This is a genomic window from Actinoplanes regularis (assembly GCF_900188005.1).
Taxonomy (GTDB): Bacteria; Actinomycetota; Actinomycetes; order Mycobacteriales; family Micromonosporaceae; genus Actinoplanes; species Actinoplanes regularis.
The window spans coordinates 19,231-40,221 of the sequence record NZ_FZNR01000040.1; the positions used below are offsets into that span (position 1 = coordinate 19,231).

Below are 20,991 nucleotides of genomic sequence, written 5' to 3' on the forward strand. Positions count from 1 at the left end.
CCCCGAACGCCGGCTCTGGCAGACAGCCTTCGATTCGTTGTAATCCGTCGATAGCATGCCGCCATGAAGCGCTGGGGTTTGTTCCTGCTCGGTGCAGGCGTCGGCATGATCGCCGGCGGGCAACTCGGCCGGTCGGCGTTGCCGCCGGCGCTCGTCGCTGTCGGGGTGGGGCTGCTCCTGCTCGCCGTCCGGGCCCGCTCCGGCACACCCGACCTCGTCGGCGACGCGACGGCAGGCCGCATCGCGGCCGCAACCGATGACAAGGCCCCGGACAACAGGCCTACGTTCGCGAACCTGGGTCCCCGAGTCGAGCACATTTTGCAGCTTGCCGAGGCGCAGGCCGCCGACCACATCGCCGAGGCGGAGGCCACCGCTGCCCAGATCGTGGCGCAAGCGCGCGCCGAGGCCGCGCGCACGAATCCGGACCGAGGACCGGGGGCCTGACCGTTCCAGCCCTTCAGGCGGAGCGCATGAACGAAGAACCCCCGCCCAGTGATCAGCGGGCCAGCAGCGTGCCGGCCGAGTCGGCGCTGACCACGACACCGGGCCCGGCCAGGGTGATCGCGACGATCCGCTCGTCGTGTCCCGGCTCCTCGCGCGGCGGGCACCAACGCTCCGCATCGCGGCCTGAACCGGTGCGCTCTCCGCCGACGCGACCCCGGCAGCGGTGCTACGCGGTCGGCCCGACCTGCTCGCCGAGGGCCTGGCGCAGGCTGCGCGGACGCATGTCGATCCAGACCTGGTCGATGTGTGCGAGGCATTCCTGCTCCGTGCCGCGGAAGCCGGTCGGGTGCCACCCGGCCGGCACCTCGCGGTCCTCGGCCCAGATCGAGTACTGCTCCTCGTCGTTGACGACCACGAGGACGGTGGGCTCGGTGGTGCTCATACTCGCTGTACCTCTCTGTTCTCCGGTGAAGGGGTGCCGTCGCCGCGCCGGGTCACGGCGTGTTCGGCGGTGCTGTCCGGGCCGGCCGCCTGGCGCGCCCGCTGGATGATCTCCAGTCCGACCAGGTCGTCCGGTGGCGCGTCGGCGACCTCGTGGTCGAAAGTCCGCAGCGTGCGGGTGCGTCGCGCCAGCACCACGATCAGCGCCATGACCCCGGCGAAGACCACGTACATCAGGGCCGTCCCGCGGCCCTCGCCGGTGCCGAGCAGGCGGCCGACGGTGCCCGCCAGCGGCCCGTCGTCGGCCATCAGCGGCTCGAACAGTTGGCTGCCCACGGGCGCGACCACCCCGAACCCCAGCGGCAGGGTCGACCACGAGATGACGGTGTTCAGCGCGAACACCCGTCCGTGGTAGCGCTGCGCGACCTTGACCTGCACCGTCGTGAAGTAGATGCCGTTCATGACGTTGAGGGCGAAACTCATCGCGAAGACGCCCGCCCCCACCACCCAGAGACTCGGGCGCAGGCCGGGGATGACGCAGCAGGTCGCCAGGACCATCGCCGCGGCCAGCATGCCGCGCATCCGCAGCCGACGCGGGCCGCCCCACATGCCCATCAGCAGCCCACCGGCCACCGCGCCGAGCCCGCCGCAGACGGCCACCTGGCCCGCCTCGGCCATTCCCCCGAACGACATCGTCAACGGTGTGATCAGGATGAACAGCGGCGACAGGAAGATGTTCAGCACGGCGAAGAACAGCAGCATCGCGCGCAACCCGCGGTGGTCCCAGGAGTACCGCAGGCCGGCCCGGATCTCCGCTGCCAGGCTTTCGCGTCGCTGCCACGCCGCCGTGGCGGGGAAGCGTACGAGCGCGGTGACGACGATCGCGACGGCGTATCCGGCGATGTCCAGCAGGAGGATGCCGCCCAGGCCGATCGCGGCCATCAGCGCCATTGCCAGCAGGGGCGCCATCACGGCGGCACCGCCGTTGATCATCTGAACGATGCCGTTGGCGTGCCCGAGGTAGTGCTTGGGCACGAGTTGGGGGATGGCGGAGCCGTAGGCCAGTCGCTGGAAGGTCAGCGCGACGGACAGCACGGTGACCAGCGCATAGATATAGGACACTTGAAGGTTCCCGCCGGCCAGCAGCAGGGCGAGGGCGACCTGCGTGCCACCGGCGGCGCAGTCGGCGGCGAGGAGCACCCGCTTGCGGCTGGTGCGGTCGACGATCGCGCCCGCGACCGGGGCGAGCAGCAGCCCGGGTACCAGGCCCAGCACGGTGAACAGGGCGAACTGCGCGAGCGACCCGGTGGTCAGGTAGATCCAGATGGGGATGGCGAACTCGGTGAGCGCCGAACCGGTGATGGAGACGAGTTGACCCGCGGCCACGGCGAGGAACCGGCCCATGCTCGGCGCGACCTCGGGTGTCGCCGTGGCAGACGCCCGCTCCGCGGTGGAGTCGCCCGCCAGCCACCAGGTGCGTTCCGGCCGGCGGGCCTGCCGCCCGGCGGCGGCCGCGTCGTCGAGCGCGGGGTGCACGGTGGTGACGATCTGCGCGAGTTCCTCCGCGCGGTACTTGAGGTAGAAGTGACCGGCCTCGTCGAGCACGACCAACGCCGCCCGGTGGCTGAGGAAGTGCCATTCCCGGAACCGTTCGGTGGCGAACTCGGTGGCGGGGTCGCGGTCGCCGACCACCGAGACGACCGGTGCGGCGATCCGGTCGATGCCCTCGTGCAGCATGGTGGTGAATCGCTGCTCGGCGACGTCGCTGTCCTGGCGCATGTTCCGGATGATGCGGTGAGCCTGCTCCTGGTCCAGCTCGGCCATCTCCAGGCCCAGGCCGCGCAACCAGTTCTCGTAGACCCGGTTGCCGGTCAGCCCCTCGCGCCGGGCCAGCTTGGACAGCAGTCGCATGGTGCGGCTGGCGGGCCGGGCGAACGGGAAGATGGCGCCGATGTAGACGGCTTCCAGGGACCGTCCGCTCGCCTCCAACCGCCGGGCCAGTTCGACGGCGACGGCGCTGCCGACGCCGCAGTGCCCGTAGAGGGCGATCGGGCCGTCGATCCGGTCGAGGATCTCGGTGACGCACCGGTCGATCAGCTCGTCGAAGGGGATCGCGGCGTCGTCGGCGCCGAGGTCGTGTCCGGGGATCGTCATCGCGAACAGCCGGTGGCCGGCCGGCAACGCGTCGGCCAGCGGCTGGTACACCACCGCGCTGCCACCGCCGTACGGCACGCAGACCAGGGTCAGGTCGGCGCTGCGGCCGGCGTCGGTGCGGGTCAGCTCGTGGAGCAGGTGTCGCGGCCGGTCGGGGCCGGCCTCGGCGAGGGTGGCCAGTTCCCGCACGGTCGGATGCTGGAAGAGGTCCATCACGCTGATTCCGGCGCCGACGCGGGCCCGGAGGCGGGCCACCACCTGGATGGCCAGCAGCGAATGCCCGCCGAGGTCGAAGAAGCCGTCGTCGAGCCCGACCCGGTCGAGGCCGAGCACCTCCTGCCAGACCTGGGCCATCGCCACCTCGGTCGGTGTCCGCGGCGCCGCCTCGGTGGCGGCGCCGACGCTCCGCTGCGGCGCCGGCAGGGCCGCCCGGTCCAGCTTCCCGCTGGGGCCCAGCGGCAGCGCGCCGAGGTGGACGAACGCGCTGGGCACCAGGTGATCCGGCAGGCTGCGCTTGAGCGCCGCCCGCAGCGCCGTGGAGTCCTGCGGCGCTCCGGTGAGGTAGCCGACCAGCCGCTGGTCGCCGGGGCGGTCCTCGCGTACCACGACCGCGGCCTCGGCCACCCCGGGCAGTGCCGTCAGCGCGGCCTCGATCTCACCCGGTTCGATCCGGATGCCGCGCAGTTTGATCTGGCAGTCGATGCGGCCGAGGAACTCCAGCGCGCCGTCTGCGCGGCGGCGCGCCAGGTCGCCGGTGGCGTACATGCGTGACCCGGGCGGGCCGTACGGGTCGGGCCGGAAGCTGCCCGCGGTCGCGGCCGGGCGGCCCAGGTAGCCGTGGGCGAGTCCGACGCCGGCGATGAACAGCTGACCGGGTACGCCCACCGGCTGCATCCGCTGGTGCTCGTCGAGCACGTACAGGCTGATGTTCTGGATGGGCGTGCCGATCGGCAACCGGGCGACGCCGGCGCACTCCTCGGGTGGGCAGGGCCAGGCCGACACGTCGACGGCGGCCTCGGTGGGGCCGTAGAGGTTGTGCACCTCGACCCCGAGCCGCTCGTGCAGCCGGGCGGCCAGCGCCGGCGGCAGCTCCTCGCCGCTGCAGATGACCCGGCGCAGCGAGGTGCAGCGTTCGATGTCCGACTCGGTGAGGAAGGCACCCAGCATCGACGGCACGAAGTGGGCGGTGGTGATGCGCTCGGCGGCGATGACGTCGCGCAGGTAGCCGGGATCCTTGTGCCCGCCGGGGCGGGCCAGCACCAGGCGTGCCCCGGCGATGAGCGGCCAGAAGAACTCCCACACCGACACGTCGAAGCTGGCCGGCGTCTTCTGCAACACCGCGTCGTGCTCGCCGATCCGGTAGGTCCGCTGCATCCAGTGCAGCCGGTTGCAGATCGCCTGGTGGCTGACGAGCGTGCCCTTGGGGCGGCCGGTGGAGCCGGAGGTGTAAATGGCGTACGCGCCGTCGTGCGGCCCGGCCAGCGGGGCGGGATCGGTCGCGGGCTGGTGCGCCCACGCGTCCGCGTCGTCGAGGTGGAGCACCGTCGCCCCGTCCGGCTCGGGCGGGGCGAGCCGCCGTTGGGTCAGCAGCACCGCCGCACCGGAGTCGGCGAGCATGTACTGCAACCGCTGGGGCGGGTAGTCCGGGTCCAGCGGCAGGTACGCCGCACCGGACTTGAGCACGCCGACCAGCGCGGCGATCAGGTCCAGGGACCGTTCGGCGTGCACCGCGACGATCGCTCCCGGGCCCGCGCCGACCTGGCGCAGCCGGTGGGCGATCCGGTTGGCCCGGGCGGCCAGCTCCCCGCGGGTCAGTGATCCCTCCGGCGCGGTGACCGCGGTCCGGTCCGGCGCGTCGGCCAGGCCCGCCTCGACGAGGGCGTGCAGCGTGCGCTGCGCGGGCAGCTCGACGACCGGGCCGCGGCTCGCCGCGAGCGCCGCGGCCTGCGCGGAGTCGTCCAGCCAGGACAGCCGGGACAGGGGTGTGTCCGGGTCCCGGCTCACTGCCGCCAGCAGCGCCTGGAGGTTGGCCGCCAGCGCCTCGATGCTCGCCGGCTGGAACAGGTCGGGGTTGTAGATGAACTGGCAGTGCCAGCCGTCGGTGCCCTCGTCGACGTAGAGCTCCAGCTCGAACCGGGTCGCGAAGTTGCCCACCGGGTGGCCCTCCACGGTCAGCGCGCCCGGGTTCGGCACGGCCGGGCCGTAGTTCTGCAGCGCGAACAGGACCTGGAAGACCGGCGGCCGGCTCACGTCGCGTGCCGGGTCCAGCGCGGTGACCAGCTGCTCGAACGGCAGCTCCTGGTGGGCGAACGCGTCGAGCGCGCTGGCGCGCACCCGGTCCAGCAGCTGCCCGAAGGTGGGGTCGCCGTGCAGCTCGGCGCGCATGGCGAGGGTGTTGACGAAGACCCCGACGACGTCCTCGAGTTCCGGGCGGTGGCGGCCGGCCACCGGCGTGCCGACGGCGAAGTCCCGCTGTCCGCTGATCCGTCCGAGGAGCACCTGGAACGCGGCCAGCAGCACCATGTACGGCGTCGCGGCGCGGTCGTGGGCCAGCGCGGCGAGCCGCCGCATGATGGCCGCGTCGACGCCGACGTGGTGCTGCGCGCCCGCGAAGGTCTGCCGCGCCGGGCGGGGATGGTCGGTGACCAGCTGCAACGCGGGTACGCCGGCCAGTCGCGGCAACCAGTACGCGAGATCCCGCCGCGCCGACTCGCCGGTCCGCTCGGCCCGCTGCCAGGCGGCGAAGTCGCCGTAGCGGACGGCCGGTTCCGCCGCCGGCGCCTGCCCGCCGACGAGCGCGAGCAGCTCACCGAGGAGCAGCTCCGCAGACCACCCGTCACAGGCCAGGTGGTGGATGGCGAGCGCCAGGATGTGCTGCTCGGGCGCCACCCGGATCAGCAGGCCGCGCAGCATCGGCGCGCCGGCCGGGTCCACCGGCCGGGCCAGCTCGTCGTCGACCAGGGCCTGCGCCTGCTGCTCGTCGGCGGCCGACACCACCCGCAGCACCGGCTCGGCGTGTGCGGCCAGCGCCGCCCGCGGCCGGCCGTCGTCGGTGGCCGGGAAGCTGGTACGCAGCGCCTCGTGCCGGGCGACCAGGTGACCCAGCGCCGCGCGGACGGCCGACGGGTCGAGCGGTCCACGAATGCGGCGCACCACGGGGATCGTGTACGCCCGGGTGCCCGGCGCGTACTGCTCCATGAACCACAGCCGTTCCTGGGCGTACGACAGCGGCGGGTCGGCCTCGGTGCGCCGGGGAATGCCCGGGCTGGTGGCGCGGGGGCGGCGGCGCAGGCGTTGGGCCAGCAGGGACTGCGTCTCGGCGGAGAGCTGCTCAGTCATTCCCGACCTTCCCGGCGGCGACCGGTGTCTGACCGCCCACCGTCTGCTCGATGTCGGCTAGCACCAGGGCCGTGATCCGGGACGCCAGCTGCGCCACCGTGCGGTGCTCGAAGAGCAGCCGCAGCGGCACCTCGACCTCGATCGCGTCGGCCAGCCGGGCGGCGACCCGCAGGGCGTGCAGGGAGTGGCCGCCCAGGGCGAAGAAGTCGTCGAACGCGCCGACCGCCGGACGGCCCAGCACCTCGGACCAGACGTCGGCCACCAACTGCTCGGCGTCGTCGCGCGGCGGCACCTGGCCGTCGGCGGCCGGCGCGGTGGGCAGCGCCAGTCGGGCGAGGGCGGCCCGGTCGACCTTGCCGTTGGTCGTCAGGGGCAGCTGGTCGAGCGCCACGACGTGTGCGGGCACCAGCCGTTCGGGCAGCCGGTCGGCCAACCGGGCCCGCAGCACACCGGTGTCGACCGGGTCGGCCACCACCCACGCGACGAGCGCCTGGTCGCGTACGGTCACCGCGGCGGCGCGTACCTCCGCCTCGGCCAGCAGTTGGCGTTCCACCTCCGCCGGTTCGATCCGGTACCCCCGGATCTTGACCTGGTCGTCGACGCGGCCGAGGAAGTGCAGTTGCCCGTCGGCGGTGCGGCGCACCCGGTCGCCGGTGGCGTAGAGGCGGGCGCCGGGCGGCCCGAACGGGTCGGGGACGAACCGGCGGGCGGTGTGCCCCGGCTCGCCGCGGTACCCGCGGGCCAGGCCGGCGCCGCCGAGGTGGAGCTGGCCTGGCGCGCCGGTCGGCACCGGCATCAGGTGAGCGTCCAGCACGTGCGCGTCGGTGTCGTCGAGGGGGAGCCCGATCGGCGGGTCGGCGTGGTCGCCGGTCACCTCGACGGCGGTGGCGATGACCGTGGCCTCGGTCGGCCCGTACGTGTTGACCAGCCGTACCCCCGGCCCGACGGCGCGCCGCCAAGCCGTGACGGCGGCGGCGCGCGCCGCCTCGCCGCCGATGATCAACAGCCGCAGCGCCGCCGGCCACCGGGTTGACTCCCGCATCGCCAGCTCGTGCCAGTAACTCGTGGGCAGGTCAAGCACGGTCAGGGTGGCGGCCAGCGGGGTGGACAGGAAGTCCGGCAGCAGCTCGCCCCGCTGCGGCCCGACGACCACCGTCGCGCCGCCGGCCAGGGCGGGCAGGATCTCCTCGACATGGGTGTCGAAGGAGACCGAGGCGAACTGCAGCACCCGGTCGCCGGGTCCGAGCCGGTACTCGCGGGACATCCACCGCACCCGGGCCGCCACCGCCTGCCGGGTCACCATGACGGCCTTGGGCGCGCCGGTCGAGCCGGAGGTGTGGCAGAGGTAGGCCAGCTCCAGCGGCGGCGCCGCCCGGGTGGGCGCGGGACCGGCCGCGCCGGGCAACTCCTCGACCCGCCCGCCGGCGAGCAGCAGGGCGGCCCCGCTGCCGGCGATCAGCAGGTCGTGGCGGGCCGGCGGGTCCGCCGGGTCGAGACAGGTGTACGCGGCGCCGGCCCGCAGCACCGCGAGCAGCTCGACGACCAGCTGCGCGCCGCGTTCCCCGCGGACCGCGACCGTCGTGTCCGGCCCGGCGCCCCGCGCGCGCAGCTGGGTCGCCACCGCCTCGATCCGTGCGGCCAGTTCGGCGTAGCTGAGCTCGTCGTCGCCGTCGATCAGGGCGGTCGCGGCGGGGGTCGCGGCGGCCTGCGCCAGGATCAGGTCCAACACGTCCGGGGCCGGTTCGTCCGGCCGCCGCCCGCGACCCGCCGCCACAAGCTCGGCCGACTCGGTCGCTGTCATCATCGCCAGCCGCGCCACCCGCTGGTGCGGGGCGTGTGCCGCGGCGGTGAGCAGGCGACCGAGCCGCCGGGCCAGGTCGCGCCCGGTCGCCTCGCCGCAGCACCGCAGCTGGTGGCCGAGCAGGAGGCGCAGCCGCCCGTCCGGCAGGTCGAGCGCCTCCAGCGTCACCGGCGTCTTGGCCCGGCGCAGCCCGGTGGCGACCGGCTCCGCGGTCAGGCCGTCGAAGGTCGCGGTGGGCTCGGTGGGGCTGTCCAGGACGAACAGCGCGTCGAACGGCGCGCCGGCGCCCAACTCCTCGAAGGGCAGGCTCGGGCGGCCGTACGCGGTGAACAGGTCGGTCCGGTTGCGGCGCAGCAGGTCCCGGAAGGACGGGTCGTCGCCGAGGTCGGCGCGGAGCAGGACAGTGCTGCTCAGGTAGCCGATCAAGGGCTCGAACTCGCTGCGGTCCCGGCCGGCCAGCGGCGCGGCCACGCACAGGTCGCGCTGGTCGGTGTGGCGCGCCAGCAGCACCTGGAAGGCGGTGAGGAGCACCAGGAACACTGTGGCGCGCTCGGCGCGGGCCAGTTCGCGCAGCGCGGGGACGACGTCCGCGGCGAGCGGCACCGGGTGGAAGGCGCCCGCCGAGGCCGGGGCGTCGGCGTCGGCCCCGGCGGCCAGTCCGGTCAGGTCCAGCCGCGCCGCGCCGGCCAGCCGGTCGTGCCAGAAGTCGCGGTCGGCCGCCGCGCGCTGCCGGGCGTACGCGGCGTAGTCGCCGTAGCTGGTGGGCAGCGGGGCCAGCGCCGGCGGCCGACCCGCGCGCGCGGCGTTGTAGAGCTCGGTCAGTTCGGCGCCGAGCACGTTCAGCGACCAGCCGTCGCCGGCGATGTGGTGCAGCACCAGGGAGAGCACGTGCTCGCCGGCGGCCAGCCGGTAGAGCGTGGCGCGCAGCGGGGCCGCGGCGCTCAGGTCGAACGGCCGTTCCAGGTCCTGCCGGATCGCGGCATCGGCGGCGGCGGGCGGGTCCGCCGCGGCGCTGAGATCCACCTCGTGCAGCGGCCACCCGCCGACCGCCGCGACCAGGCCTGTCGCCACCCCGTCGCGCTCGGCGTAGCGGGTGCGCAGCGGCTCGTGCCGGCGGGTCAGCGCCGCCAGCGCGGACGACAGCGCCGCCACGTCGACGTCGCCGCGCAGCCGCAGGGTGAAGAACATGTGGTACGCGGTGTCCGCCGGGTCGAGCCGGTGCAGGAACCAGAGCCGCTCCTGGGCGGGCGCCAGCGCGAGCGGCTGCTCGGTGCCGGCGGTCACCGGTCGGCCTGTACGAGCCGGCTGATCCCGCGAATCGTCGGAGCGTCGAAGAACGCCGACAGCGGCAGGTCCACCCCCACCCGTTCGCGGATCCGGGCGGCGATCCTGGCCATGGTCAACGAGTGCCCGCCCAGGTCGAAGATGTTCTCGTCGGGACCGATCGAGGCCCGTCCCAGCACCTCGCACCAGATGTCGTGCAGCTGCGCGGCGGCGCCCACGTACTCGTGTCGGTCGGTCGGCGTTGGAACTGCGGGCTCCGCCGGCAGCGCCGATCGGTCCAGCTTGCCGTTGGGGGTCAGCGGCAGCGCGGGTAACACGAGCACCGTGGACGGCACGGCGTACCCGGGCAGCACGGCGGCGAGACCGGCGCGCACCCGCTCGGCGTCGACGTCGCCGGTGACGTAGCCCACCAGGCGATCGCCGTGCAGCGCGGCGACGGCCTCCCGGACCCCGGGCGCGGCGCGCAGTGCCCCTTCCACCTCACCCAGTTCCAGCCGGTGACCGCGCACCTTGACCTGCTGGTCGTGCCGGCCGAGGAACTCCAGGCCACCGTCGGCCCGGTACCGCACCAGGTCGCCGGTGCGGTACATCCGCGCGCCGGGCGGGCCCCACGGGTCGGGTACGAACCGTTGCCCGGTCAGGTCCGGCCGGTACAGGTAGCCCAGCGCGACACCGGCACCACCGATGACCAGTTCGCCGGGCACCCCGATCGGGCAGAGGCCGCCGGACGGGTCGAGCACCCGCAACCGGGTGCCCGGGATCGGACCGCCCAGCGACACCCGCGCCGGCTCGGCGGGAACTGCCCAGCACGCCGACCAGATCGTGGTCTCGGTCGGACCGTACATGTTGAACAGGCGTCCGCTGGCGGCACGCAGCTGCCGGGCCAGCGGCAGCGGCAGCGCCTCGCCGCCGACCAGCGCGGTCACCTCGGGCCGGTGGTATCCGCCGGCCAGCAGCACCTGCCAGCCCGAGGGCGTCGCCTGGACGTGGGTGACCCGCTGCCGCCGGGCGAAGCCGACGACGGCCGCGCCGTCGCCGGCGGCGATCTCCTCGCCGCACACGGCGACCCGGCCACCCGTGGCCAGCGGCAGGTACATCTCCAGGCCGGAGATGTCGAACGACACCGACGTCAGCCCCAACCAGGCCGCCTCCGGCCCGGTGCCACCCACCAGTGCGGCGGTGGCGTCGAGGAACGCGGTCAGGGCGGCGTGGCTGACCGCGACGCCCTTCGGGCGGCCGGTGGAGCCCGACGTGTAGATGACGTACGCGGTGTCTCCGCCCTCGGGCGCCGTGCCCGTGGCGGTCTCCTCGGTCCCGGCGTCGTCGACGCGGACCACGGGGGTGTCCGACTCCGCCGGCATCTGTTCGGCCGAGCGGGCGTCGACCAGCACGCACGCCGCCCCGGAGTCCTGCAGCGCCTGCGCGGTGCGGCCGGCCGCGTACCGCGGATCCAGCGGCACGTAGGCCGCGCCGGCCCGCCAGACGCCGAGCAGCGCGGCGATCAGCATCGCGCCGCGGGGCAGGAAGACCCCGACCACCCCGCCGGGCCGCACCCCGGCTGCCCGGAGCCGCGCGGCCACCCGGCGACTCTGCTCCGCCAGCTCGGCATAGCTCCACTCGCCGCCGTCCCACGAGACGGCGGGCGCCTGCGGCGAGCGGCGGGCCTGGTCGAGGAACCGGTCGAGGACCGTCGCCCCGGACCCCCGCGTCAGCGGGCCGCCCTCGCCCCACTCGATCAGCAGCCGGTGCTCGGCGGGAGAGAGCAGGTCCACCGAGCCGACCGGGACGTCCGGTGTCGACAGCAGCCCGCGCAGCAGCGTCACGAACCGCTGGGCCAGCCGTTCCGCGGTGGCCGCGGTGAACAGGCCGACCGAGTAGCTCACGTCCAGCCGGGCGCCGGCGGGACCACGCCAGATCTCCATCGCCAGGTCGCACTTGGCCTGCGCGTGGTCGACGTGGTACGCGGCGCCGCTCGCCGAGCCGAGCGAGAACGGCTCCGGCTGTTCGTACTGCAGGGAGAACATGGCCTGGTAGACGGGCGTACGGGAGCGGTCGCGCGACACGTCGAGGGCGGCCATCACCTCCGCGAACGGCAGGTGCTGATGGCTGAACGCGGACAGGCACCGGGCGCGTACCCGCTCGACGAGGCTGTCGAAGCTGGGCATTCCCGCCACGTCGGCCCGGATGGCGATGGTGGTGGCCAGGCAGCCGACCACGCGCTCGAACTCGACCTGATCGCGGCCGGCCACCGGGACGCCGACGCAGAAGTTCTCCTGGCCGGCGTGCCGGGCGAGGAGCACCTCGTACGCGGCGAGCAGGATCATGAACGCCGTACAGCGGTGCCGCCGGGCGACGGCGTCGACCTCCCGGAGCAGGTCGGCGGGCAACTCCAAGCGGTGCAGGCCGCCGGTGGTCGTCCGCACGGCCGCCCGGGGGAGGTCGACCGGGAGTTGCAGGTCCGCGGCCCCGGCCAGCTCGTCGGCCCAGAACTTCCTGGCCTGCTCGGTGGACTGTCGGCCGGCGTCGCTGTGCAGCGCGGCGACGTAGTCGCGGTGGGCCGGTTCCACCGGGCGCGCCGGCGGCGTCGCACCCGCCACGAAGGACCGGTACGCGGCGGCGATCTCGTCGCCGACGATGCGCATCGACAGCCCGTCGGCGGCGATGTGGTGGACCACCACGCAGAGGATGTGGTCCGCGTCGCCCAGCCGCAGCAGGGTGACCCGCAGTGGTGGCCCGGCGGCGAGGTCGAACGGCTCGTTGATCCGGTCCAGCACGAGGCGGTGCGCGGCTGCTTCGGCGTCGACCGCGTCCGGCCGGTCGACGTCCACGCGTTCCACCGGGACCGGCGCCGGTGCGGTCACGTCGCCGACCGGCACGCCATCGTGCTGCCGGTAGCGGGTGCGCAGCACCTCGTGCCGGGTGACGGTCGCCTCGAGGGCGCGGGCGAGCGCCTCGGCGTCGAGCGGGCCGCGGAGCCGGTGGATCCAGTAGATGTTGTAGGAAGCGTCGCTCGGGTCGAGCCGTTGCAGGAACCACATCCGTTCCTGCTGCGGGGAGAGGTCGATCACTGTGCGGCTCCCGGGGCGCCCGTGGCGGCCTCCGCCTGGTCGCGGAAGGCGGCGGCCAGGCGGGTCGCGGTCTCTGCGGTGAAGGTGTGGTGGTTGTAGACCACCGCGGCGGCCATGCTGCCGTCCTGTCGTTCCTCGACGATGAGTTCCGGCGTGCTCAGGTCGTCCTCGCCGCCGGGGGTCGGCCAGTCGAGGTCCTCCTGCTCGCGGGGGACGGCGAACGCCTCGGACCGCAGCCCCGGGAAGAACGGGGCGCCGCCCCAGCTCTCGTAGTGGATGCGGGCCGGGTACGGCACCAGGGGCGCGGTCTCGTGGTAGGCGTGCAGCTGGTGGTTCGCCGCGTCCAGCGCGCTGGTCCGGATCCGGCCCAGCATGGCGCCGAAGCCGGGGGCGCCGGAGGTGTCCACGCGGATCAGCAAGGACTGCACGAGGCAGCCGATCAGCGCGTCGTGCTCGGGGGCCACCCGGCCCGGCACCGGTGACATCAGCACGATGTCGGCCGCGCCACTCCACCGGGACAGGGTCAGACTCCAGCAGGCCGCGACCGCCATGAACGGCGTTCCACCGTGGTGGTGAGCGGCGGTGCGGAGCCGCCCGGCCAGCTCGGCGTCGATGACGAACGGGTGGCGGCGCCGGGAGAACCGGTCGCCGGCCCGCCGCCCGGGGAAGGGCGTCAACGCCCTCGGCGCCCCGTGCAGGACCCGCTTCCAGTGATCCCGGTTGAGCTCCCACTGCGCCGCCGTGAAGGCGCAGTAGCCGGCGTAGTCCATGGCCAGTGGACGCAGCGGCGACGGACTCCCGGCACGCAGCGCCGAGTAGAGCAGGCCGAGTTCCCGCAGCAGCACCCCGAGTGACCAGCCGTCGAAGACGAAGTGGTGCACGCTGAGGACCAGCACGGCGTCGTCGTCGGCGATGCGGATGACCAGGGCGCGGACCAGCGGGTCGGTGACCAGATCGCCGACCCGGTTGCGTTCGGCGCGGGCCAGCTCGGCGGCTGCGGCGACGCGCTGCTGCGCGGTGTCGCCCCGGGCGGTCACCACCTCGACGACCGGCGGCAGGTGCTCGGCGGTCGACAGCGCGATGCCCCGGCCCCGAGGCGTCGCCACGGTGCGCAGTGGCTGGTGGCGCTCGGCCAGCAGTTCCAGGCAGCGGCGCAGCAGCTCCGCGTCGAACGGCTCGCGGATGCGGATCGCCGTGCAGATGGCACCGGGATCGCGAGGCGGTTCGGTGGCGGACATCCAGTCCAGGAATTCCAGCTGCTGCGTGCTCAGCGGCACGTTCGACGGATGCTCCGCGACGGTGCTGTTGCGCCGGGTCGCGGCGGGTCCGCCGGTGGCATCGGGCATGCCGGCGGCGGCGTCGATCCAGGCCGCCTGCCCGGCGAGCACCGGACGGTCGAAGGCGAGCTTCGCGTCGGCGCGGACACCGAAGACACCGCCGACCTGGTTGGCCAGCTGGGTGGCCCGGAACGAGTCACCGCCGAGGGCGAAGAAGTCGTCGGCGCGCTCGACCGTCGGCACCATGAGCAGCCGGCGCCAGATCGCGGCCAGCGCCGATTCGGTCGGGCTCCAGCCAACGCCCGGCAGGCGGGCCGGCTCGGGTGGTTGCGCAGGTGTCAACGTCATCGAACAGCCCCCGTGGCATCGACCGCCGGTGGTTCCGGCGCGCCGGTCACAGACTCTGCGGCATCGATCGAGGCTCTGCAAGGCTTTGCTGAAAGATTCTGCAACGCCTTTCATCGGTTGATCTACCGGTGTTAGTGTCCGAGGCCCGAAGCCGATGCGAGGTCGCCGGAATGCCTTCTGCCCTACCCCTGACCGTGCCAGACCTCCTCCAGGCCCGGGCCGAGCGGGACCCCACCCGGGTAGCCATCCTGGACAGTCGCGAGGGGAGCCTGACCTTCGCCGACTGGCAGCGTGACGCGCAGGCCCTCGCCCGCTCGTTGGCCGGCCGTGGCGTGCGGCGCGGTGATCGGGTCGCCCTGCGCTACGACGACGACTGGTGCGGGTACGCGGTCGCCTTCTGCGGGGTCGTCGCCGCCGGTGCGGCGGTGATCCCGGTGTCTGTGAGCCTGTCGCCGGTCCAGCAGCACGACCTGCTGCGCCGGGTGGGAGTGACCGCGGTGCTGCACCAGGTCGGATCACCCCCGCCGGACGGCACCTGGTGGAGCGCCTGCGGCAGCGACCTGACGGCAGCCGGAACGTCCGCCGTGACCGGCGAACCCGACCCGCCCGAACCGGGCGACGTGGCGCAGATCGTGTGCACGTCGGGCAGCACCGGAGAACCCAAGGATGTCGCCGCGAGCCACGCCAACCTGTGCCACGGGCAGGTGCTGAATCCGCGGCCGCGTCGCTACGCGCACTCGCGGACCATGGTGCACGCCTTCCCGATCGGGACCAACGCCGGGCAGATGATGCTGATCGAGGCGCTCACCGCCGCGCCCACGCTGCTGTGCGCCGGCCGCTTCGACGCCGACCGCTTCTGCGGCCTTATCGCGCGGCACGGCGCGGGTACGGTCTTTCTGGTTCCGTCGATGGCGGTCGAACTGTTGCGCAGCGACGCCCATCGGCGTCACGACCTGTCCTGCGTACGACTGCTCAGCTCGTCGGCGGCCGCGCTCCCGCCGGCGGCCGCGCGCGGTCTGACCGAGGCGTTCCCGCAGGCCGTGCTGGTCAACTACTACACCTCGACCGAGGCGGTGCCGGCCCAGATCAGCATGATCGTCGACGCGGAGCGGCCGGAGGCGCTGGGCCGCCCGGTCAGCGGTCACGACCTGCGCATCACCGACGCCGCAGGCCGCCAACTGCCGCCCGGCGAGGTCGGCGAGGTCTGGCTGCGCTCCGACGCCCCACCCCGCTCCTATCTGGGCGACCCGTCGGGCAGCGCGACGGTGTTCCGCGACGGGTGGGTCCGGATGGGCGACCTGGGCCGGCTGGACGCCGACGGATTCCTGATCCTGGTCGACCGCGAATCCGACGTCATCAAGTCCGGCGCACTGAAGGTCTCGACCCTGCGCATCGAGGCGGCACTGCTGGAACATCCGGCCGTCGCCGAGGCCGCCGCCGTCGGCGTGCCGCACCCGGTGATGGGCGCCGTGCCGGCGGCCGTGGTGCGGCTGGACCGCCCGGTCGACCTGGATGACGTGCGCGACTTCCTGTCCACCCGGCTGTCTCGGGCGGAGCTGCCGGTGCGGCTGCTCGTGGTGGACCACCTGCCCCGCAACGCGACCGGGAAGCCGGTCAAGCCCGAGATCCGGCGACTGCTCGAACCACCGGCCCGCCGGCATCCCCCGGTATCGGCTCCCGCCGCAGCGGTTTCCGACCCGTTCGGGCGGTCCTTCCTGGCCACGCTGACCACCGATCCCGCCGTCACGAAAGAGAGCGATGATGAACACCAGTGACCCGTTCGGTGCGCTCGCGACGGTCACCGAGAGCGGCATCTGGTTCACCGAACGCCTGGGCGGGCTGGGCACCGTCTACTCGATGCCGTTCGCCATCACCTTCGACGGTCCGTTGGACGAGACCGCACTGGCCGGCGCGATCCGTCAGGTGGTCGCGCGGAACCCGGTGCTGGCCGCGGCGTTCGTCGAACGCGACGGGCTGCCGGTGCGCGTACCCGCCGCGGTGCCGCCGCTGCTGACCACGGTGGACCTCCAGGCCGATCCGGACCACGCGGAAGCCATCGAGCGGGCGGAGATCGAACGGCCTTTCGACCTCGCGCGCGGCCCGCTGCTGCGGTGCACCCTCCTGCGGTTGGCGCCGCGGCGGGCCAGGCTCCTGGTCGTCGCCCACCACATCGTCTTCGACGGGCATTCGACCTCCGTCTTCGTCGACGACCTGGCGGCCGCGTACGCCGGTGACGCCCTGCCACCCCTCGACGCCGCCGCCACCCCGCGCGACCAGCGGCTGGCGGCCCTGCTCCCGGGGGCCAGGCGGTTCTGGGCACGGCACCACACCGGCGCGACCGACGTGGTGCTGCCGGGCCTGCGGGGCGTGCCCGGGACGGCCGGGCCGGGCGAGGCCGTCACCTTCGACCTCGACGACCGCCTGTGGAGCGCGATCCGGTCGACCGGCCGCCGGCTCGGGCACAGCCCGTTCGTGATCACGCTCGCCGGTTGGCTGCTGCTGTTGCGCCGGTACGGCAACAAGACGCCGATGATCGGTGTCGACCTGGGCACCCGCTCACCCGCGGAGTTCCCGCACATCGGTGCCCACGTCAACGAGCTGCCGGTCGCCCTGGCCGCCCACCGGGGCGAGACGTTCCGGGACTTCACCACCCGGCTGGTCGCCGAGTTCGGCCTCCGCTCCGGCGCCGACGGCCTCTACCGGTACCGGGAGGTGCCGCTGTCGCGCGCGGTCGGCACCGTCCGGCCGGCGGTCGCGCTCGCCCCGGTCACGCTCGGCTACCGGCGACGGGAGGCGGCCGCCAAGTTTTCCGGACTGGACACCGTCGTGGACTGGGCGCTACCCAACCACACCAGCCGCGGTGCCCTGCGGATCCACGTGGTCGAGGGCCCGGAACAGCAACGGGTGACCCTGCAGTTCGACCCCGGTGTGATCAGCCGCCCCGACGTCGAGCGGATCGCGTCGCACTGGCGGGAGCTGATCAGGGCGGTGGCCGATCACCCCGACGAAGCCTGGAACAGCCTGCCCTTCGCCGGACGCGAGCAGGCGCTGACGCAGGCCGGCCGGGCCACGAGCAGCGGACCGCGGACCACCCTGCCGGAACTGCTCGCCGAACAGATCGCCCGGACGCCCGAAGCCACCGCGGTCGAAGACCGCGGTGCGTCGCTCAGCTACGCGCAGCTCGGCGCGGCGATCGACGCGCTGGCCCAACGGTTGCATGGGGCCGGCATCGGAACCGGATCCGTCGTGGCCCTCCTGGCCCGGCGGGGCGTCGACGCGCTGGTCGCCCAGCTCGCGGTGCTGCGCTGCGGCGCGGCCTACCTGCCGCTCGACCCCGACCACCCCGCGGCGCGGAACACCCGGATCCTCGCCGACGCGCGGCCGGACCTGGTGCTGACCAGCCACGATGGGCAGACCGCGCTGCCTGCCGTCGATGCCCCGGTCCTGCTGTGGGACTCGGCGAGCCCAGCCGCCGGCGGATTCGCGCCGGGACGTCCGCCGCATCCGGGCGAGTGTGCCTACGTGCTGTACACCTCCGGGTCCACCGGCCAGCCCAAGGGCGTGCAGGTGGAACACCGTTCGCTGGCCAACCTGCTGCTGGATTTCCGTGACCGGCTCGGCTCGGGCCCGGGGCATCGGTGGCTCGCCCTCACCGCCCTGACCTTCGACATCGCCGCCCTCGAGCTGTACCTGCCGCTGATCAGCGGCGGCACCGTGGTAATCGTGCCACCCGAGGCCGCCCGCGACGGCCAGCAGATCGCCCGGCTGGCCGCCGACCACCGCGTCACCCACGTCCAGGCGACCCCGTCCGGCTGGCAGCTGATGCTCGACGGCGGCCTCGCCCTCGACGGCGTCACGGCATTGACCGGCGGTGAGGCGCTCACCGAGCCGCTGGCACAGCGCCTCGCCGGGCGGGCCGGACGACTGCTCAACGTGTACGGCCCCACCGAGACGACCATCTGGTCCACCGCCGCCGAGTTGCCGGACGCCGGCCCCGGGGCGATCGGCACCCCGATCGCCGACACCACCGTGCACGTTCTGGACGAGTGGGGCGACCCGGTGCCGCCGGGCCTGCTCGGCGAGCTGTGGATCGGCGGTGTCGGGCTGGCCCGCGGCTATCTCGGACGGCCCGGACTCACCGCCGACCGGTTCCGGCCCGACCCGTTCGGCCCGCCGGGAGCGCGGCTCTACCGCACCGGAGATCTGGCACGTCAGCGCGGCGACGGTGTCCTGGAGTTCGCCGGCAGGCGCGACGAGCAGATCAAGCTGCGCGGCCACCGGATCGAGTTGGGCGAGATCGAGACGCGACTGCTGGAACACCCGCAGGTGGCCCGAGCGGCGGTGGTGAGCGTGGGTGAGGCCGGGGAGCAGCGCCTGGTCGCGTACGCGGTGCCGGCGGGACCGCCACCGTCGCCAGCCGTGCTCCGGGAGCACCTGGCCGGCACGCTACCGGCGATCATGGTGCCGGGCGTCATCGAGCTGATCGATGCACTGCCCCTCAACACCAGCGGCAAGGTCGATCGCGTCGCCCTGCGCGCCCGCCCCGTCGACGCCGCCCGGCCCGACGCGCCGGCCCCGCACGGTGACCTACCCACCGCCGCCGGCCCGGTGCGCGAGATCCAGCAGATCTGGTCCGACGTGCTCGGGACCACCGCGATCGACATCCACGACGACCTTTTTGACCTGGGCGGTCACTCGCTGACCGTGGCGCAGATCTCGGCACGGATCCGCGCCCGGCTGGGTGTCGACCTGCCCCTGCACGTCATGTACGACAAGGCGACAATCGCCGGCATGGCCGAGGCCGTGGTCGGCGAGTCGCAGCGGCGGTCCGCCTGACCGGCACGTGCGTGCGGGCCGCGCATTCCCGCCTATCTGCACCTGTAACGCCACACGGCCGGCACCGGCCGTGTGGCGCTGCGGGTCGCCGACGACGGGCCGGGCATGTCGCCAGGGCCCACACCCCGCCGACGGCGACCACGGACGTCAGGGCCGGCCCCGAGACTCCTCCGTAAGAGGACCGTAAGCCGCGCGGACCTGGTGCTCATGGGTCGGAAGCCGCTTGACTCGAACCGTGATTCAGCGACTTCTCACCAGGCCGGCCACGTGGGTCGTCATCGCGGCGCTCAGCATCGGCGGCGCAGGTGCGCTCTACTGGTTCCAGCCGTGGCGGCTGTTCACCGACACCGTCGTGACCGACACTTTGTCGAGTCTGCCCTCCCCCACACCACAGCCGGCCGGTGCCTCCTCTGCCCCGGCGGTAGCCTCCGCGGCGGCGGTGATCGCGCAGGGCTCGTTCGTCACTCATGAGCACGACACCAGCGGTGAGGCCCGGGTGGTGCGCAACCCGGACGGCACCCACCAACTAGAACTGATCGGCCTGGACACCAGCGACGGCCCGGACCTGCGGGTGTGGCTCTCCGACCAGCAGGTGCGCACCGGAACCGCCGGGTGGCGGGTGTTCGACGACGGCACATATGTCGAGCTGGGCAAACTGAAGGGCAACCACGGCGACCAGGTCTATCGACTCGCCGCCGACATCGATCCCAGCGCCTTCCGCAGCGTCAGCATCTGGTGCAAGCGGTTCTCGGTCTCGTTCGGAGCAGCCGAGCTGAAGACCGTCGCGTCGTAACTCTGCCGACCATCGGGCGCCGCTGTCGGCAGTCACGAGCGCGGCGCCGCTGCTCGAGCAGCGGCAGACACGCGGCCACAACCTCCCCTGCCGGGCCGGTCGCGGCCTTCCCATCGAAGCCCGCGACCAGCTCCCACTCGCCATTGCAGTGGGCCCACACCACGGTATCCCCCAGCGAGGCCAGCCGATCAAGGGTCTGCGCCAGCATCGGACCGCCAGCGATATCCCCCCAGCAGCACGATCCGATCCACACCGATTTCGTCGACCTCGTCCAGAACAGCCTCAGCCGCCGGTAGATGTCCGCGAATCCACAAGGACCGTGATTCGCATCCGACCATCATGGCCATAACTCCGAACTTCGGCAGCCCGCTGGTGATGTCCACCATCACGCTGCGGGACGGCCCATGGGCTCCGGACGTGGATCTGGTTCGACGAACTGGCGGCGACGGCGCCGTCAGGGGTCGGATCTTGTCCGGCCGGGCAGGCCGCGGCGGGAAGCGACCGCGACGGCGATCGCCACCGCGACCACGGCTCCGCCCGTAGCCAGCAATATGTCCTTCTGCGCGTCCCACATGTCACCCTGCTGGCCGTTGTAGGCCTCGGCCGCCCCCGGCGCAAGCGTCAACGCGATGGCCCACTCGAACAACTCGTAGGCCGCGCTCGTGGACAGCACCACGTCCACCGCCGCCAGCGCTGCCCAGCGGGCGCTGCGCCCGGCCTCGCGAAACCGGGCGAACAACACCGGGCCGAAGCAGAGGCCGTACGACAGGTGCACCAGGCGGTCGAAGTTGTTGCGTTGCCAGCCGAACAGCTCGTTGAGGCGTACCCCGAACAGCAGATCGGTCCAGTCGTCGTAGGGCACGAACGAGTAGATCCACCGAGCCGCCACCGAATGCAGGACCAGGAAGATCAGGATCAGGAGGAACGAGGGGTACGGCAGCAGCCGGCGGCGCTGCACGAGCACCAGCGCCGCCAGTCCGAGCGCGGTGAGTGAGTGGTGCATGGCCTGTTCAGCCGGATACAGCGGCCGCCACCAGGTAGCGGCCACCATGATCAAGACGACGCCCAGCGTCCACCGGTACGCGAGCGGGAACGTAGGCACCTGCGCACTCTAGTGCCCTGACCAAGAACGTTCACGGTGTTGGATGACACGCCGTCCGGGCTGACGGCCGGGCGGCGTTGCGGCGTTCAGGCTGTGGTGGTGGC

Annotated in this window: 10 protein-coding genes; 4 read left to right on the forward strand and 6 right to left on the reverse strand. The window is 73.5% G+C overall.

Features of this window, described 5'->3' with window-relative positions:
* Window positions 1-63 precede the first annotated feature (63 nt).
* Window positions 64-444 carry a hypothetical protein gene (locus tag CHC09_RS43660; RefSeq protein ID WP_089299165.1) on the forward strand — a complete coding sequence of 127 codons (381 nt, stop codon included), beginning with the start codon at window positions 64-66 and terminating at the stop codon, window positions 442-444.
* A 226-nt stretch (window positions 445-670) separates the two neighbouring features.
* Here the strand turns inward: CHC09_RS43660 and CHC09_RS43665 are convergent, their stop codons facing one another.
* From CHC09_RS43665 to CHC09_RS43685, 5 genes are read right to left on the reverse strand one after another with little or no spacing between them, the layout of a single operon-like run.
* A complete protein-coding gene (locus CHC09_RS43665) occupies window positions 671-886 on the reverse strand; it encodes an MbtH family protein (RefSeq protein WP_089299166.1) in 216 nt (71 codons plus the stop codon).
* Entirely contained in the window at window positions 883-6,378 is a 5,496-nt protein-coding gene (locus tag CHC09_RS43670) for a non-ribosomal peptide synthetase/MFS transporter (protein ID WP_089299167.1), read from the reverse strand. The genes CHC09_RS43665 and CHC09_RS43670 overlap by 4 nt, the downstream gene beginning before the upstream one ends.
* On the reverse strand, window positions 6,371-9,463 hold the full coding sequence (locus CHC09_RS43675) for a non-ribosomal peptide synthetase (RefSeq protein WP_089299168.1): 3,093 nt from the start codon (window positions 9,461-9,463) through the stop codon (window positions 6,371-6,373). Before CHC09_RS43675 ends, CHC09_RS43670 begins: the two co-directional genes overlap by 8 nt.
* The gene (locus CHC09_RS43680) at window positions 9,460-12,531 is read right to left on the reverse strand and encodes a non-ribosomal peptide synthetase (protein ID WP_089299169.1); all 3,072 of its coding nucleotides are present in this window, start codon (window positions 12,529-12,531) and stop codon (window positions 9,460-9,462) included. Before CHC09_RS43680 ends, CHC09_RS43675 begins: the two co-directional genes overlap by 4 nt.
* Entirely contained in the window at window positions 12,528-14,156 is a 1,629-nt protein-coding gene (locus tag CHC09_RS43685) for a condensation domain-containing protein (protein WP_179277552.1), read from the reverse strand. Before CHC09_RS43685 ends, CHC09_RS43680 begins: the two co-directional genes overlap by 4 nt.
* Window positions 14,157-14,350: 194 nt before the next feature.
* Between CHC09_RS43685 and CHC09_RS43690 the strand changes: the two genes are divergently transcribed.
* The 3 genes from CHC09_RS43690 (at window position 14,351) to CHC09_RS43700 (ending at window position 19,785) form a co-directional block, all read left to right on the forward strand.
* Window positions 14,351-15,931: a class I adenylate-forming enzyme family protein gene (locus tag CHC09_RS43690; protein ID WP_203833458.1), complete on the forward strand. Its 1,581-nt coding sequence runs from the start codon at window positions 14,351-14,353 to the stop codon at window positions 15,929-15,931.
* Entirely contained in the window at window positions 15,915-18,992 is a 3,078-nt protein-coding gene (locus CHC09_RS43695; RefSeq protein WP_089299172.1) for a non-ribosomal peptide synthetase, read from the forward strand. The genes CHC09_RS43690 and CHC09_RS43695 overlap by 17 nt, the downstream gene beginning before the upstream one ends.
* Before the next feature lie 235 nt (window positions 18,993-19,227).
* Window positions 19,228-19,785: a DM13 domain-containing protein gene (locus CHC09_RS43700; protein ID WP_089299173.1), complete on the forward strand. Its 558-nt coding sequence runs from the start codon at window positions 19,228-19,230 to the stop codon at window positions 19,783-19,785.
* Window positions 19,786-20,239: 454 nt separating this feature from the next.
* On the opposite strand, the gene CHC09_RS43705 is transcribed toward CHC09_RS43700, so the two are convergent.
* Window positions 20,240-20,887 carry a DUF2238 domain-containing protein gene (locus CHC09_RS43705; RefSeq protein WP_203833460.1) on the reverse strand — a complete coding sequence of 216 codons (648 nt, stop codon included), beginning with the start codon at window positions 20,885-20,887 and terminating at the stop codon, window positions 20,240-20,242.
* Between the last annotated feature and the right edge of the window lie 104 nt (window positions 20,888-20,991).